General features: G+C 40.4%; 15 protein-coding genes. 10 read left to right on the forward strand and 5 right to left on the reverse strand.

What is annotated here, in order from left to right:
• Positions 1-476: 476 nt before the first annotated feature.
• From DBZ36_RS10645 to DBZ36_RS10655, 3 genes are all read left to right on the forward strand, one after another.
• Complete coding sequence (locus DBZ36_RS10645; RefSeq protein WP_120354919.1) at positions 477-983, forward strand: AAA family ATPase; 507 nt, start codon at positions 477-479, stop codon at positions 981-983.
• Positions 984-1,099: 116 nt separating this feature from the next.
• The gene (locus DBZ36_RS10650; protein ID WP_120354920.1) at positions 1,100-1,756 is read left to right on the forward strand and encodes a hypothetical protein; all 657 of its coding nucleotides are present in this window, start codon (positions 1,100-1,102) and stop codon (positions 1,754-1,756) included.
• 178 nt (positions 1,757-1,934) lie between these two features.
• Positions 1,935-4,568 carry an AAA family ATPase gene (locus DBZ36_RS10655; protein ID WP_120354921.1) on the forward strand — a complete coding sequence of 878 codons (2,634 nt, stop codon included), beginning with the start codon at positions 1,935-1,937 and terminating at the stop codon, positions 4,566-4,568.
• Between the two features lie 276 nt (positions 4,569-4,844).
• Here the strand turns inward: DBZ36_RS10655 and DBZ36_RS10660 are convergent, their stop codons facing one another.
• Positions 4,845-5,579 carry an HNH endonuclease family protein gene (locus DBZ36_RS10660; protein ID WP_120354922.1) on the reverse strand — a complete coding sequence of 245 codons (735 nt, stop codon included), beginning with the start codon at positions 5,577-5,579 and terminating at the stop codon, positions 4,845-4,847.
• A 258-nt stretch (positions 5,580-5,837) separates the two neighbouring features.
• Between DBZ36_RS10660 and DBZ36_RS10665 the strand changes: the two genes are divergently transcribed.
• From DBZ36_RS10665 to DBZ36_RS10680, 4 genes are read left to right on the forward strand one after another with little or no spacing between them, the layout of a single operon-like run.
• Positions 5,838-6,986, forward strand: coding sequence for a tyrosine-type recombinase/integrase (locus DBZ36_RS10665; protein WP_120354923.1), 1,149 nt, complete (start codon positions 5,838-5,840; stop codon positions 6,984-6,986).
• Entirely contained in the window at positions 6,979-8,631 is a 1,653-nt protein-coding gene (locus tag DBZ36_RS10670; RefSeq protein WP_120354924.1) for a hypothetical protein, read from the forward strand. Before DBZ36_RS10665 ends, DBZ36_RS10670 begins: the two co-directional genes overlap by 8 nt.
• Positions 8,632-8,666: 35 nt before the next feature.
• Complete coding sequence (locus DBZ36_RS20610; protein WP_233558125.1) at positions 8,667-10,547, forward strand: site-specific integrase; 1,881 nt, start codon at positions 8,667-8,669, stop codon at positions 10,545-10,547.
• Positions 10,540-10,947: a TetR family transcriptional regulator gene (locus DBZ36_RS10680; protein ID WP_120354925.1), complete on the forward strand. Its 408-nt coding sequence runs from the start codon at positions 10,540-10,542 to the stop codon at positions 10,945-10,947. The genes DBZ36_RS20610 and DBZ36_RS10680 overlap by 8 nt, the downstream gene beginning before the upstream one ends.
• A gap of 124 nt (positions 10,948-11,071) precedes the next feature.
• On the opposite strand, the gene DBZ36_RS20465 is transcribed toward DBZ36_RS10680, so the two are convergent.
• Together DBZ36_RS20465 and DBZ36_RS10685 are read right to left on the reverse strand one after the other, a co-directional pair.
• Positions 11,072-11,347, reverse strand: a complete 276-nt coding sequence (locus tag DBZ36_RS20465) for an HNH endonuclease family protein (RefSeq protein ID WP_147395017.1) — start codon at positions 11,345-11,347, stop codon at positions 11,072-11,074.
• A 224-nt stretch (positions 11,348-11,571) separates the two neighbouring features.
• Complete coding sequence (locus tag DBZ36_RS10685) at positions 11,572-11,886, reverse strand: FCD domain-containing protein (RefSeq protein ID WP_158589078.1); 315 nt, start codon at positions 11,884-11,886, stop codon at positions 11,572-11,574.
• Between DBZ36_RS10685 and DBZ36_RS10690 the strand changes: the two genes are divergently transcribed.
• Positions 11,851-12,120: a hypothetical protein gene (locus DBZ36_RS10690; RefSeq protein WP_120354927.1), complete on the forward strand. Its 270-nt coding sequence runs from the start codon at positions 11,851-11,853 to the stop codon at positions 12,118-12,120. The two genes, DBZ36_RS10685 and DBZ36_RS10690, sit on opposite strands and share 36 nt — an antisense overlap.
• 46 nt (positions 12,121-12,166) lie before the next feature.
• Here the strand turns inward: DBZ36_RS10690 and DBZ36_RS10695 are convergent, their stop codons facing one another.
• Positions 12,167-14,206 (reverse strand): putative bifunctional diguanylate cyclase/phosphodiesterase, encoded by a 2,040-nt coding sequence (locus tag DBZ36_RS10695; protein ID WP_147395018.1) that lies wholly within the window; start codon positions 14,204-14,206, stop codon positions 12,167-12,169.
• 354 nt (positions 14,207-14,560) lie between these two features.
• Positions 14,561-14,842, reverse strand: coding sequence for a hypothetical protein (locus tag DBZ36_RS10700; RefSeq protein WP_120354929.1), 282 nt, complete (start codon positions 14,840-14,842; stop codon positions 14,561-14,563).
• Positions 14,843-14,913: 71 nt separating this feature from the next.
• On the opposite strand from DBZ36_RS10700, the gene DBZ36_RS10705 reads away from it, so the two are divergent.
• Together DBZ36_RS10705 and DBZ36_RS10710 are read left to right on the forward strand one after the other, a co-directional pair.
• Complete coding sequence (locus DBZ36_RS10705) at positions 14,914-15,174, forward strand: DUF3820 family protein (RefSeq protein ID WP_120354930.1); 261 nt, start codon at positions 14,914-14,916, stop codon at positions 15,172-15,174.
• 6 nt (positions 15,175-15,180) lie between these two features.
• Entirely contained in the window at positions 15,181-15,636 is a 456-nt protein-coding gene (locus DBZ36_RS10710) for a DUF2390 domain-containing protein (RefSeq protein WP_120354931.1), read from the forward strand.
• Positions 15,637-15,639 lie beyond the last annotated feature (3 nt).

A 15,639-nucleotide genomic window follows, 5' to 3' on the forward strand; every position in this document is an offset into this window, starting at 1 on the left:
GACTAGAACTATGACAATAAAGTTTGAAACTTCCCAATGCTTTTTGTCGTCGTTTGTCTTTCGCTCTGAGAAGGTTTTGCCCCAAAATGAGTTACACCCTCTTTAGAACACCACTGTCACACCAGGCTCTTGCCATAGCAAAACTAATGGTTTTACATCTTGACGTTACTAGTTGGTAACGAGCGAATTTTGGAATTAGTCTAGCTTTCTTGGTTTGCGCACTTTTTAACTGTGTATTTGCACAGTGTTTCTGGTTTCGTTTGCGTCATTTGTCAAAGCAATCAATGATCGAGATGGATCGACGATTGATTGATACCGAGTAAAAAACTAAGGTAGACAATGGGTTAATATCAAATCATTAATTGATGAGCGAATGTGATGAAGGTCATGTTTTTTGTGATAGGCCGCGCGCTCATTGAACGGGATAGGCCGCACGTGCGGCCTACTTAGCGTTATACGCAATGTAGGATTTTGTAATGGATGCACAATTAATAGTTATTGGTGGTTTACCTGGCGTAGGCAAAACGACTTTAGCAAGAGATTTGTCGAAGTGTCTGGAGCTTCCTGTATTTTCGAAAGATGAACTTGAAGCTGCTGTCAGCAGAACAGGGCTCGCTTCGAATAAGCAAATGAAAGGTGTAGGTTACGAGTTGATGGACACTATTGCTCAAGCTCACATTGATAGTTGTAGTTCTGTAATTTTTGATTTCATTGCATCTGAAAATCGTATAACCGAGTGCTGGCCCTCTTTGCGTTCTATGCCAGTCAAGTATATTGAGTGCATTTGTAGTGATGAAAGTAAGCATCAAGAGCGTATATTATCGAGAGTTCGAGGTATTGAAGGTTGGTATGAACTAAGTTGGGAGGACATTGTTCAAATTAAGTCAATCTATAGCCCATATACTTCTGAACGGCTTATTCTAGATACTGTCGAAGACATAGATAAAAATATCAAGTTAGCTCTAAAATACATCGTTAGCTAGAAACGCGTATAACAAAAAGTTTAAGATGGATTCCATACGCGTGCCGACTCGCTTACGCTCAAACATGGCACACGTCTGTCACCACTTAACTTGGCGTTAGTTTTCTAAGGTGAATCATGCTCGAATTAGTACCATCTGGCACTGTAAAAAAATTAACTTCCTTTGCTATAAAGCATGGAATTAATTTGTACCTTACTCATAGAACTCAAAAAACTCTTGAAAAACTTGCTGATGGTGGAATCACCATCGAAGAAGCATTTCGTTCCGATAGCCAAATTTTCAGATTTAATCTATTTGTAGAGTCTCTAAAAAAAGCATCGACAGATGCAAAAGCCAATTTATTAAAAAATCTTTATTTGCAGTGTTATAAAGAGCAAGAGACAGAGTCAAATGATGACGTTTACTATGAAATATTTTCGATATTAGGTGAGCTATCTGATCGGGAATTAAGAATATTATCCTTACTTCATCAATATAAAGACCTTAAAATTCAGTCTAAACATAATGACCCACTTTATTCTAAGTATTTTGAGCACCTATCGACGGACGGACTAAGAATGCCAGACGGCACTGTTTCTGATGTTTTCTATTACTATGCATCCGACCAATTGGGAATTACAGCAGAAGTTTTAGCTGGATTGGTTCAACGCATTTCAAGAACAGGTCTATTAGAAGTAACGGGCATGGATGCAAATAGTAGTTTTCAGGAGTATCGTTTTTCTGCGCTTTACGAAACAATTAGATCAAGGCTTGTATTGGAGATGGAGAGGTAAACTAACTTCAATCCGCAATCGAAAACTAACAAGTTGCTTAAACGGAAAATAACAGTTGGCTACCTTCGCTTCGCTCGTTATTTTAGCCAACAATTATTTTCCGCTTAGCAAAGCGTTAGCTTTGAAAAGCACCTGCCACTTTAGTGGTGAATGAGATAAGAAATTACAAGGTATAAAGATGTTCAAGAATGAATATTTGCGTTTTTTGCAGACTCTCAATGCCAAGGAGGTTCCTTCCGGGGTACGTAAAATCGCAAACCTTGTCATTGAGCACCTAGATGAAATCCACCCATTGGGTACAGCGCAAGGTAAGCGAGCCAAGAAAATAGCAGAGTTGGCATCGAAGAACTGGGATGAGTTATCAGATGTAATAAAAGATATAGCGAATGATGCAGGCGCAATTGATGAGGTTATTAAACAACTTAAGTCCATTAAAGTTGGACCCTTTCGAGGCTTTTCAAAAGAAGAAACCCTGAATCTTTATAGCTCGCTCGTATTGATTTACGGACCTAATGGTTCGGGTAAATCAAGCTTCTGCGAAGCACTGGAATATGGCTTACTAGGCTCGGTTGAAGAGGCCCAAAGCAAACGTTTTGCGAACCAGCCAAATTACCTGAAAAACGCCCATGTAAACCGATTTATTGCCCCTGTTATCAAAGGGGTTAATAGCAAGGATGAAGAAGTTTTAGTTTTACCAAATGACTCCTTGTACCGTTTTTGCTTTGTTGAGAAAAATCGGGTTGACAGTTTCTCTAGGATCGCTGCTCATGCTCCAGCAAAGCAAACTGAGTTAATTTCCAGCTTGTTCGGGTTAGATAATTTTTACGATTTTGTAAAAAACTTTAGTCGTGAGATTGATGAACGGCATATTGATCTTATTGGCAAGAAAGGTTTGCAGTTAAAAGATAAGCAACAAGAACTCAACGTCCATGAGTTAACGATCAAAGATAATAAACAGTCTCTCATTGAGCAGGAAGGTCTTGAAGTTGAGCTCGCACATAAATTCAAGGCTGACACAACTTTTGACCAATTAATTGTAATGTTGGGTACTGAAGAAGCTCCTGGTGAAATTCAAGCTCTCGAGGTTGAACTTCAAAACAAACAACCTTTGGTTACAGGTCTTACAGAAAAATCGCTTGAAGCAAGCAAAATAGAAGTAGAGTCTGCTCATCAAAAGTTAACGGCTAAACTGGGTGAACTTGCTGATGCCAGTGAGGGACTATCATTCAAGCAGTTATATAGTGCCTTGCTTGATCTACAAGAAGTTAGTAAAGAAAAATGTCCTGCCTGTAAAACGCCATTAATTCAGGTAGAAAAAAACCCTTATGAACTAGCGAAAGATGAACTAGTAAAACTTGGTCATCTCGCCCAGCTTGAGAAAGATCGAGAAGATCTGGAAACAGAATTTACTAAAGCAATTATGCCTGTTCATAGGGCTCTAAAAACTTGTATTGAACAAATAGGGATTGAAGGCGAAGTTAATTCATTGAGCATTTGCTTACAGGAAGACGAAGCAAAATTCGACTGGGGTTGGTGGCAAGCGCTAGAGCCAGGCAGTGAAGATATAGCTTCGCATTGGTATTTACTAAAGGATCAAGTAAAAAAACTTGAACAACGTGATATTACTGTAAATAAGGCTAACGAGGAGCGAGGGCCAAAACAAACAAGACTTACTGAACTGCGGAAACTTAGAGAGGAAGTGATTGCGCTACAAGCTAAAAGGAAGACTCTTGAGGAAGGAATTAAAAAAGCTCATGCGGCCATTGACGCTTTTGATGAGGAAAATAAGGACCTAATCGAGTCCGTTGAAATTGAAAAAGATATCATCCAAACCAATCAAAAAATTGCAGCGAGCTACAGTGATTTTGTTATTATCTTAGCTGGTTATAGAGAAGAGTTACCCGGGAAACTAGTAGCTGATTTAGGTGAACTGGTGGTAACTTTGTACAATGGCTTCAATCGTAACGACTCTCCAAAAGACTTATTAGCCGCTATAAAGCTACCACTGGCAGCAGGTCAACGTATAGAAATTGCTTATCAGGAAGAACCAGAAAAGTTCTTTGACGCTTTACATATCCTCAGCGAGGGCCATATTCGTTGCATTGGATTGGCAATATTGCTGGCTAAAAACCTCAAAACAAACAGTCCATTACTTATTTTCGATGACCCTGTTAATGCTATTGACGATGAGCATCGAAGTGCTATTAGGGAAACAATCTTTAAAGATGATTTCTTTAAAGAAAAACAGATCATTTTGGCCTGTCACGGAAATGAGTTCTTTAAGGACACCCAACAGCTAATCGGCAAAAAGGCAGCTCAGGAATCTGAATCATATAAATTCCTACCTCAAGTTGGTGAAAATCATGTACAAGTTAGCTCATTTAAACGACCAATTAACTATGTGCTTGCTGCCTCAGAGCTATTAAAGGAAGCAGAATACCGTGATGCTCTTATGTCATCTCGCCGTGCATTGGAGTATCTTAGCGAAAAAGCTTGGTCCCATTATGGCAAGCACTGTGATAAGGCTGATGCATTAATTAGCGTATCGCGGAGAGCTCCAAACGCTCCGTGGGATTTGAGGCAGCTGGTTGATAATTTGAGAGCAAAGTTCACAAAGACAAACGCTGAAATACCTAACAAAGCAGAAATTATAGAGGTCTTTAAGATATTACTTGGTCCCAATGGGCAAGTTCCACCGTGGTTATATTTGAATAAGGGAACTCATGAGGAGAATGATCGAGAAGAGTTTGACCATGCAATTGTTAACACTATCGTGGAATCCATAGAGAAATTGGATATTGCATTGTCTTAATTTATAGGAGTGGAACTTTGAACATTGAAAAAGCTAACAAGCCACTGCACACGGAAATTTTACTCGCTTCGCTCCCAAAATTCCGGTGAGTGGGGCGTTAACTCCAAATGTTCCAAACTTCCGCAAATCCGAAACACCTTTGCACAAGTGACCACCCAAACACGTTTATGTCCATTTGCTAGTTAACACTTCAGACTATAGATAGTCTGAAGTGTTTTACTTTAGAAAAACACATGCAAAAGACTTGAGGAACCAATCTATGGGGGAGGGAATTATTTATAACAATTGGTCTTGATCCCCTTTGCAGTAAGATGTTTGTAAGGCGTTATAATACTCACGCTTTGATGCACTTAGTTCAATGTCATACTTTTTTTTGATACGCATAAACCTCAATATGTACTGGCACTGATTCTTTGGTGGTAACCATTCATCCAAGCCTTTCGCGCCTTTCTGGCGATTTAATGAGGCTTCTACAGCGATTAAGTTAGCAGGGTCGTTTGCTATGGCTTTACGCTTGTCTTTGGCCCAGACATCAGCTCCATGCTCCCAAGTCCACTTCAAAGGAATTACGTGGTCAATGTCGATTTCTGAAGCTGAGTAGATGGTATCACCTGTAAACAAAGAGACCCAACGACCAGAGACTACGCGACAGGACTTTTCGGTTTTGAAAGACACAGTAGAAACCGATTGAGCTATCAAAACTTCAGCTCGGGCATCTTGGCAATCTCCATTAAGATCTGCCCAACCGTGACCAAACTTGCTGCGCGAATATTCATTATCTAAAGCAGATGATGCGTTTGAATATGGCGTGTATCCCTTCGGCAATCTTCCACCTGCATTTAAACAGGCTTTCAATGTGCTAAACGAGGTGAAGTTTTTGGTGCGGTTGTAGCTTGATGAATGTTTATCATGACAAATACCGCTGTTGCTCAACTTAATAATGTTGTCCGCCCACGTTGTAGTGGGGAGAAGAATAGTGATTGTTAATAGGGTCGCTGCACGTAAACGCATAAATACTTCCTTGTCGTGGTAATAGGACACTAGATCTGATTACTTTACCAGACACATGATTTCTGCAAAGGGTGTGTTGTTCAGTCTATTGATTTTCTTTCGGACACAGCCAGTTAGTGCTGTTTTCTCAAGTTTTTTTGTCGAGCGAACGACAGAAATTTGCTATGTGTCTACATGCTCATAAATTCCACTCAAAATTCTAGTAAAGCGTAGTCCCTACCTATATGTTGTTACATATAATGCCTGAGGGGAGGTCGAATGCTTTGTCTTAAATCCACACCTGAATTTGAAATAGAAAGTGTCAAGTTTCCCAATTTCCCCTTATTAACTTGGGAAACTGATAATCCAGAATTAGGGATAGAGCCTGGAATGCTTTGTGTAGAAGCAATGCAATTTATGATATATGAATGCTTAAAACGAGGCCGAGTGAACAGTGAAAATACTTGGTGGACGTATGGTAATCATTTAAGTCAATTCCTGACATTTTGTGAGCAGAACAATTTAGATTGGCGAGATATATCTGAAAGCAGTGAAGATGAAATGCTAGTCAGTGCTTATCGTGATCTTTGTGTTGGTGAATTTGGGATGTCGGTTAACTCAACGAATCAACATCTGAGAACAATAGTGCGTTTTTACTCTTATGGTGTTGATAAATGGTTTGACTCATTACCTTATTCCCTAGAGTCAGTTTCAGTTAGTAAAGGCCAGCAGTTTCTAGCTCATACCGAGAGGAACGGCGGTAAGAAGTACAGCTCTGATTTGATGATGAGAACTCATGAAAAAAAAGCTCAGTCTTTATCGATTTATGAGGTTCAAGAGCTGTTATCTGCGATTGAGAACCCAACGCTAAAATTGATGGTTCGTTTATGCCTACAGACAGGAATTAGGCGTAAAGAGTTGCTGCTTTTCCCTTTGAACGTGATACGAAAACCAGTTGTAAATCAACCTTACTGCAAAGTAAACATCTCGCGAACTAAGGGCGAGAAAGAGCGAGAAATACACATTCCCTCAAGGTTAATGGGAGATTTGTGGCGCTATGTGAATGAGGCTCGATTTCAGAAGCAGCAAAGGTCAGGTGTGGTGTCAGATTGCCTGTTTTTATCATCAGATGGTCAAGAGCTAGCCCCTCAAGGCTCAGCCTTTGGGAAGGCACTCAAGGCGCTTAATTTACCATTTCACGTATCACCTCACATGCTAAGGCACACTTACGCAACGCACATGCTCAAAGGGCTGCTGGAGTGCAAAAGCAATAAGTTTGAACCATTGATGTACCTACAAGCTCGACTTGGGCATTCGAGTATCACAACAACGATGAAGTATTTGCACTTGGTCAATGATTTAGTCGATGACTTGTCCATTGAATATCAACAACAGATTGATGCGATAGTGAAGGAAAATCATGGCTAAGCAAAGAAAAAATCTGACGATTAACAAAGACAATATTAAGAAAACCTCGGTAGTAGAGTCAACGATTAGTGCTACTCAAAATCAAGAGTTTGCCCGACCAATCAACCCTGTTCTGAATTATCCAAACATTGGCCCCAAAGGGGGTTTTGGCGCTAACGTAGACTTGACGAAATATTACGGGAAGGGTTATGACGACATCACTAATCGGGTTTATTACACATCCAAAACACTGCTAAAAAATACAAAGGCTTTTACCGAGGAGACTCAACACACATACATCGCGAGCGGCTTTAATAATTTTGCCGAATATCTTGAGATCTACAGTAACGCAATTGGCAAGAGCGTAGTGCAATCAGATATTACACCAGCGTTAATTGAGAACTACTTGCTTCACCTTCGAGCTAGCGAACTTTCGTTTACCACCCAAAAAAATAGATACACTTTTCTCAAATCACTTTTGTGTCGTATGAATGAAAAGGGCTATTGGTTGGCTGTTGGTAACATCAATCTCAATAGTGATTTCTTTCCTAAGAACCCTTTTCCTAATTCAAACAAGCGTAAAAAGGGCGAGAAACCTCTTCCTCCCTATGAAAAAAGGCAAGTGGTGGTTGCGTTAAAGCAAGCGATTAAACCAATTTATCAAAAGACTGAGTCACTATCTGGTTATGAGTTAACGCTGTGCTTACTGGCTATGGCGATTCAGACAGGTATCAATACGCAACCGTTGCTCAATATGACCACTGACGCCCTAAGTGACCATCCACTCAAAGATAATCGAAAGCTATTAAGAGTGTTAAAAAAACGAGGTAATAATAACCAAATACGTAGCTTGCGTAAGCTCGAACAATTTGAGGTGATACAAGGTGTAAAACTTGATGTTGCCTATATGATCGAAAAAATTATTCAGTTGAACGCGTTAGTACGTCAAGAGAGCAATTCGGATTTGGTGTTTATCTATAATAAATCTAAATATAGTGAGCAAGGAGCTGGAAGCAAGAGTACTTCTCTACAAGAAGTTTCACTTGCGAGAAATATTACCAAGTTCATCAAAGAATACGACCTTAATGATGAGGATGGGTGCACAATGAAGCTCAATGTGAGCCGAATTCGCAAAACTTTCATCAATGATATATATGAGCTTAGTAGAGAGAATTTATTGCTTACTGCGCAGCAAGCAAACCACAGCGGTACGAGTACGCTTGACCATTACTTACAAGCCCCTGAGCAGGCCAAACGAAATCTTGGGCTCATGGGTGAGATACGGGTCAAAGAACTAACTTGTGTTGAATCTAATGTACCAGTCGGTCATTGTAAGGATACGATAAATGGAGATAAAGCTCCAAAAAATGGGACGTTTTGCAACAACTTTTTAGGGTGCTTCCGTTGTAAAAGCTTTGTTATTACTGGTGATGATTTACATAAGCTCTTTAGCTTTTACTGGGCTGTCGTACGCAACCGTTATGAATTTGGTCGCAAGGAATGGAAGCGGCACCTAAGGAATGTCCTAAAAATAGTGGATGAAGAAGTTGTTCCAGAATTTGTAAAACTCGGTGAATTACAGCGTGTAGAAACCGAAAAGGAACGAGCAAGAACGAATCCACACCCGTATTGGCAAAATCTCGATATGTTGAAGGTGATACTTTGAATTCTTTTGGGTTAACTCTAACGCAATCTGAGTTGATGACTCAGCAATGCCCAGCTCCAAATGATAGTGCGCTTGAGCAAGCTACAGCTGGTACTCTGGTGGGTATTGTTAGCTACATTAAACTCGATAATGGTCACTATCAAATACTCTCTAGGTATGAAGAAGACTTATGGGTGTTTCCTGCTAGCAAAGGCACTAAGTCTGCTAGTAAAAGCGATTTAAATTATAGCTTTAGTTCCATAAGCGATCCGCAGATGAAGCTCATGGCAAAATGGGTGGTATGGAACAAGTTGAAGGAAGATCTAGCAGCCGGTTCTATACGAAGTTGTTTAAATACACTGAGAAGCTATTTTCTGTGGGTTAATAGTTCAGAAACTATTGTTGCACATGGTTTAACTGCCTTTACTTCAAGTACCTACGTTAAGCATGTAAACGCTTGTACGATAAAGAGAGGAGGTGAAATGAAGCCGTTCTCTTCAACAACTAAAAGGGCAAGATTCAGAGCATTAGAAAATCTCTATTGTTATTGTAAAGATTTTGATTTTGTTAAAGAGCACCCTTGGGTTGATTCCTGTTCAGGTGAACAAGCAGCGAATATTGGCGAGGAGTTACAAGAAGCAAGAAAAAGATCTAAAACACCGATCATTCCCGATGAAGTGTTAAAACCTCTTTGTCAGTTTACAAAGTCATATATAGATAGAGTTGATGAACTATTAGCTCTACGGGACAAACTTGATGCGTTTGTACCTACATCAACGAGTAATAATGTAGGCTGGCAAATACATCAGAAAAGAAAGTACTTACAGTCCATTTCCCCAAAGCATGAAAGGCTTTTTGATTTCAATAAAGATTTATGTCTACTGCGAGATAGTTGTATCTTCTGGCTGCTACTTACGACAGGTATGCGTGTTCATGAATTACTAGGTATTAAGCGTGGAGCGTACCGTAGTGAAACAAGGGATGGTGTTACCTATTACTATATTGAATCAGTATCCACAAAAACTCACACTGGCATGGCTGAATGGATTGTGCCCGAAATAGCGATTCAAGCTATCGACATTCTAGAGCGTTATAGCCTGCCGTTCCAAGAGCAACTTGAAAGTGATTTAATCAAGGCAAAAGCCAATAACGACCATATGGAAGTTCATAGGTTAAAGGAAATCTCAAACCATATTTGTTTGTCAGTTGATTCGAATAAAGGAAATGCAGTTATCATATTGTCTGGGCATGCAATTAGCGGCACTCGATTGCCTATTTTATGTGAGCAAGTAAATAGCAATTGGAATTTGTCTGCGCATCAGTTCCGTCGCACCTTTGCTAACTATGCGGTGCATTCCGAGCTGGGTGATTTAAGGGCGTTGAAAGACCATTTTAAGCACTGGTCGATCACCATGACAGTTTTGTATGCTTTTAACGATAATTTGGATGCGGAACTATTTGAAGAACTGCTCCGAGAGAAATATCTTGTTGAAGAAGAAATTAAGCAAGATTGGTTTGAGTTAGACATGCCTATTACAGGTGGTGCTATGGCTCAAAAAATAATGCAAGTCCGTGGGGATGGCGAACTAATTAAAGTATTTGGTTCTCTCAGTGCTATGGCGAAGGCATTCTCTAGCTCGATACCGATTCGCTCTACAGGAATTGGGTGGTGTACCAATGATGACGAGTGCAAGTGTGGCAAACCAGACAATTGTGAAAGCGGTATTGTAGATAAACGGCACTTGCCTTACTGGGGTGGATTACTCGTTCAGCAAATGAAGTTGATACATCTGGATGATATTGGAGAGGCTGGTAGAGCGGCTGCCAAGAAAGGCATGGAACGCTGCGAAAATGTTCTGACGGCATTGGGTGTCAATGTTCAAGCCATGAAGCAAGAGATTAACCAGAGAGAGAACATTGAGGTGATAAATGTCTAACCAAAAAGAAAAGGTGACACATAAATCGATACGACTTGCCATTATTCGTATAGAAAAAGGTCGCCCAAATGTTGTTTCTGATAAACGTAAAATGAGTGTGGCTGCCGTTGCCGAAGAAGCTGGCGTAAGCCGAGCGTTGATTCATCGAGATTGCCCTGACCTGTTAGAGCGCATTAAAGGTGGTGCGAATAAAGGCATACGGCAACAACGTGATGCCAAGCAAACTCAACTGAATGATTACAAAAAACGCAATCGAGAGCTTAGAGCAGAGGTCGCTGATTTGAAAGAAATGCTGGCTAAGGTTCAGTCACAAAATGCCACGTTAATACGGAAAAATATGGCATTGAGTGTGGTTCACGCCAAAATCAGCAATGTTACGCAGTTAGCTTACTCTAAGTGACTGTATATTATTGAAAAACAAATCAAAAAAGTATCTTTTCATGATGTATTCATCATGAAAATACGCAACAAGGAATAAAGCTATATAAAACAGCTCCTTATGTTGGGTTACATGTAACGGGTATTTATAAAATATGTTCCCACTCGATACGTTGCGCCCGTTTTACGTACTTTTCGGTATGGAAACCAGCGGGAGGGAAAACGTTTTTATGGCTGTCAAATTGCGCTTGGCAATACAAGGTTTGACGCGAATCTTGGTATACCTCGCGCTCTAAAGTGCGTTTGGCTTTGGGAAAGGAACTAATGCTATGGTTTCCGACCTGGGCCCAGCTGGAGCTCGAGAGAAACAGGCTGAAAATGACCGCAAATACGGGCAGGATTTTGAGTAGTTTTGACGACATGTTAAGCAACTTCTACGACTAGGCTTAGCAACAAATGCGTCATTATATAGTAGTAAAATTATTTAGATAGTTAGCTTGGTTTAGCAGCCCGACATTATATCAAAGTGGGTACGAGGCTTTAGTAGCGAGAACGTTATCGGCAACAAACTCGACCATTCGATGGAACAACTAGGCTTAAAACTTGTTTCCTGTATCCCTACAAATGTAGACCTCAAGCGATAGTCTTACTTTTTATCAACGAAAAAATCCGCATGAGCGTTTTTTAAACGTTCAATGGTTGCGTAAACCGTGTCGAGATGAAACTGCATCGCTTTGAGGGCTTGATCGATGGTCCCAGAATCAAGCGCTTTTAAAATCTGCAAATGTTCCTTTATGACACTTTCCATATGGCCTTGTTCAACAACAACTAAGGATCGGACACGGGTGAGTTGCAAGCGAGTTTGATTTACAAAGGTAGTTGCACCTGGATGTTTAGCTGCCTTGGCGATGGTGTGGTGAAAAGCATGATCACATTCGTAGAAGACCTTGATATTGCCCAACTCGCGATGCAGTTTGCTATCTCAAACACCTCAATCGGCACGACCTTAGTCGGCACCAGTAAACCACAAAATATCATCATTAATACTCACTGCGCAGAACAAACCAGCAACGCAGAGTTGATGGCAAAAGTTCTCGATATTTTCAAAGAAGATGGCAACAACATTTGGTCTTTTGGACGATCAGAGTACGACGAAGATCTATCCCACTTAGCCGGAAACAGGGCCAGCTTGTAGCATAGTCGCAAAGACGAGTTACACTTTCTTGAACGCTCCCGGCACTCTAACCCAAAGCATTTAGGCTTTTAAGATGCTCGTTGTACCAAGTTTGTAGTTGAGTTGCCGGTAGTGCTTTTGAAAAATGAAAGCCTTGTACATACTCGATGCCAATCGCATCGAGTATCTCAAGTTGCTCAAGGGTTTCAACACCTTCGGCAATGACTTGATAATTGAACTCGCGCGCAAGGTATTTGGTGGCGCGAACAATTGATTGTTGTTTGTTGGCCAACTGCTGCAAAAAAATACGGTCAATTTTAATAAAATTAACAGGTAAGCTATTTAGCTGCTGCAGTGACGAATAGCCTGTACCAAAGTCATCGATTGCAAAGTGGACGCCTAAAGCTTGTAGTTGACGCATCTGCGCTTTTACTCGTTCGGTATTCTTGATTAATACCGATTCGGTTATTTCTAGATGTAAACGCGCAGGTGCTAATTGACTCAGCTCTAAACTGCGCTCTACCTGTTCTATAAATTCAAGATTATAAAGCTGCAAGGCCGACACGTTCACCGAAACGCTAGGCATCTCTTCAAAACTCCATTTGGCAGCCTCTAGGCAGGCTTGTTCAAGCACCCAGGAACCAAGCTCATTTATCAGGCCGCTTTTTTCAGCTAAGCTGACGAAAATGTCAGGTGATACATATTGTTGCTCAAACTTCCAACGCAACAATGCTTCGAAACTCCAGATTTTTTGAGTACTTGTATCTAAAATAGGCTGATAATGAATTTCAAAGTCTCGGTTTAAAAGCGCATCTGATAAACCTTGCTTTAGTTTTCTTTCTTGCAAGCTGTGGGCGTACAAATCACTATTAAATATAGCGATGCTTTGTTTTTTCGCTTTCGCTGAAAACATCGCGATATCACTAAACAGGATCAGTTGCTGTATATCCTGACTATGCAGTGGGTATTCCGAAATACCAAAGGCTGCACTAATGCTTAAGACATTGCTATCAAGCGCTATCGGTTGACGCAAGCGCTGACTCAAATTGAAAGCAAGTTTTTGAGCTTGTGAGGCCGCGATGTTTGGGACGGCAATAATGTATTCATCTCCACCCCAACGGCCTAGTAATTGCCGTTCATTTTGACCTTTAAAACGCTGTGAAATTACTTGTAGTAAACGATCACCTTGTGCATGCCCAAGAGCATCGTTGACTTGTTTAAAGTCATTTAAATCAACAAAAATGATGCTTAAGCTTTGCTGGTTCTGATCACATTCATGCATTAAGGTTTGCAGATTTCTTACAAAAGCATGGCGATTAAATAACTCAGTAAGTGGGTCGATATTCGAGAGCCGGTAGACTTCTTGTGTACGTTGCTCGACTTTCAATTCAAGTTCTTGATTGTTTATGTTTACTCTTTGATTTGCTTCTTCTAAGTCGTATTTATGCTGCCTAAGTTGTTGTTTTTCTTCTAATAGTTGCTTAGCTAATAGAGAATTATTGTTTTTAAACTCTATTGCTTGGTGAGTAAAGCTTGAACTTCGAAATGCGGTAGCTATTAAAATAACTAGAAATCCCAAACCTAGCACGCCTAGCAAAGGTAACTGGGCTTGACCGCTCAAAAGACTCATAGTCGACATTGGGGCAATCATTAAGCAAGCATATAGGATGCATAGGTCACGATCTGCAGACAATATAGAGGTCGCCCCTCCAGCCATCGCTGACAAAATTATCATGGCTGACGTTAGCTCGATTAAATCCATGTGTGGAAAAAGCAAGGTGCTGTAGCTGGCCCAGGTTAATGCGGTTGCAATTACTCCATAACGAAATTGTTTGATCGCATCTTGGGCGGTATTACTCGAGGTGTGCTCTTTGTTGAGCTGTGCTCGCCAGCGATAGCCCAAAACTAAGCGAAATACCAGAACTAGCACCATGATCAGCCAAAGCGAGATGCGTAGGAAAGGAACTTGTTCTGCATTAAAACCAAAACACAAGAATGTAAAAGCGATAAAGCTAATACCAATACCCGAGGGGTTGTTTTGAAACAATAACTGCGCCGCATCCATTGCAGCACTTTGGGATTGGTGGTTAGTGAGCTTGATAAACAATTCCTAAATACAACAAAAGCCGTCCATGGTTGTCATCCATGGTAACAAAGATAGGCGTAATGTCAGCTATTCAGCGATAGGATTTTTCGATAAATGGAGCGGATTGTGTGATTGTTAAGTTGTTTAGATCCAGAAATAAGATTGAGCAAGTACAAATACAGCTGTTGCTGAAAAAAGACCTGTTATATGAGCAACTTCGGTAAGGGTATTTCGGGTTTTGTCAGACATAATTCTCTCGCTGGCTAAATAATGTGAACTTGGTCACAATTTTATTAGCAGAGAGAGTTTATTTCAAGCTTTTTGTGACATTTGTCACAAATTGTTACAATTCATGGCTAATGTCAGCGATTCTATTTACGCTCGTCGTAAACGAACAACTTTCATAAATTCGACTTCCATGCCTAGAACGGTTTCGCTACTAGGGTAGTAACTAAGATTGACCACTGTTCCGACCAAATTCTTATAAAGCTTCTTGCGGCGATAACGGAATGCAACATCATAATTGTCCAGCATTATGGTATTTAAGTACCATTCACCTTTTTGACGCTGAATGTGGGATCTAACTTTCTGTTCTACGCTTTCGACTAACTTTTCGTGTTTTTTTAATAGCGATTCGCTATCGGTAGTTAATGTCATGATAATCTTCAACCTCGTATGTCTAGCCTGCCTAGCCATACATTAAATGCTTTGGCTTAAGGACCAGAAAAATGAATGAGCAAAATTTAGCGGCTGACCCAGAGATATTAATAAAGATTGCTCGAACCCGTATGCCGTTTGGAAAGTACACTGGAACAGCCATTGTACATCTTCCTGAGGAATATTTGCTGTGGTTTCAAAATAAAGATGGTTTTCCTAAAGGGGAACTGGGTTATTTGATGGCTATTTGCCTAGAATTGAAAGTCGAAGGGCTTGAAAGTTTGTTATTACCTTTGGCTGAGAAAAAGCCTAAAAGCTTTAAGTTTGATTAAGCTTCGATGTTGACTCACGCCTTGCTTGAACAGCATTGTGTCGCGTTGTGGGATTATTGCGCGCAGCTTTATCAAATTGACGCTATACGTGAAGCCTGTCTAGTTGCTCAAAATAGATCTGAACTCAATGTAAATCTAATCTTGTTTTTGTGTTTTGCGAGAACGAATTCGATTGATGTAAATCTTGAACGGCTAAAAAACGATATTGCAGTCAGCCAAAAACAAGTAAGCGCACACCGAAATCAGCGAAAGCAACAGAAATCTATGTTGCCCCAAAATGATTACCAACTATTGTGTCAGCATGAGTTGGAGTTAGAACGTCGGCAGCAATCATTATTGTTGTTAAGCACAATCGAGGTAAATAAAGCGGAGAACAATGAGGATTTAATTCGTGCTGACCGTGAGCTTGAACGCTACCTATTTGAGTACCCGCAGCTTTATCGTCAGCTGCAGGTCTACTAGTAA

This window comes from Alginatibacterium sediminis (assembly GCF_003610775.1).
Classification (GTDB): domain Bacteria; phylum Pseudomonadota; class Gammaproteobacteria; order Enterobacterales; family Celerinatantimonadaceae; genus Alginatibacterium; species Alginatibacterium sediminis.

Excerpts from the sequence above, each read along its gene's own strand:
- DBZ36_RS10665 (WP_120354923.1), top strand. The coding sequence starts at position 5,838 with ATGCTTTGTCTTAAATCCACACCTGAATTTGAAATAGAAAGTGTCAAG.
- DBZ36_RS10680 (WP_120354925.1), top strand. The coding sequence starts at position 10,540 with ATGTCTAACCAAAAAGAAAAGGTGACACATAAATCGATACGACTTGCC.
- DBZ36_RS10645 (WP_120354919.1), top strand. The coding sequence starts at position 477 with ATGGATGCACAATTAATAGTTATTGGTGGTTTACCTGGCGTAGGCAAA.
- DBZ36_RS10670 (WP_120354924.1), top strand. The coding sequence starts at position 6,979 with ATGGCTAAGCAAAGAAAAAATCTGACGATTAACAAAGACAATATTAAG.
- DBZ36_RS10705 (WP_120354930.1), top strand. The coding sequence starts at position 14,914 with ATGAATGAGCAAAATTTAGCGGCTGACCCAGAGATATTAATAAAGATT.
- DBZ36_RS10700 (WP_120354929.1), bottom strand. The coding sequence starts at position 14,842 with ATGACATTAACTACCGATAGCGAATCGCTATTAAAAAAACACGAAAAG.
- DBZ36_RS10650 (WP_120354920.1), top strand. The coding sequence starts at position 1,100 with ATGCTCGAATTAGTACCATCTGGCACTGTAAAAAAATTAACTTCCTTT.
- DBZ36_RS10655 (WP_120354921.1), top strand. The coding sequence starts at position 1,935 with ATGTTCAAGAATGAATATTTGCGTTTTTTGCAGACTCTCAATGCCAAG.
- DBZ36_RS10690 (WP_120354927.1), top strand. The coding sequence starts at position 11,851 with ATGATCACATTCGTAGAAGACCTTGATATTGCCCAACTCGCGATGCAG.
- DBZ36_RS20610 (WP_233558125.1), top strand. The coding sequence starts at position 8,667 with ATGACTCAGCAATGCCCAGCTCCAAATGATAGTGCGCTTGAGCAAGCT.
- DBZ36_RS20465 (WP_147395017.1), bottom strand. The coding sequence starts at position 11,347 with ATGTCGTCAAAACTACTCAAAATCCTGCCCGTATTTGCGGTCATTTTC.
- DBZ36_RS10660 (WP_120354922.1), bottom strand. The coding sequence starts at position 5,579 with ATGCGTTTACGTGCAGCGACCCTATTAACAATCACTATTCTTCTCCCC.
- DBZ36_RS10710 (WP_120354931.1), top strand. The coding sequence starts at position 15,181 with ATGTTGACTCACGCCTTGCTTGAACAGCATTGTGTCGCGTTGTGGGAT.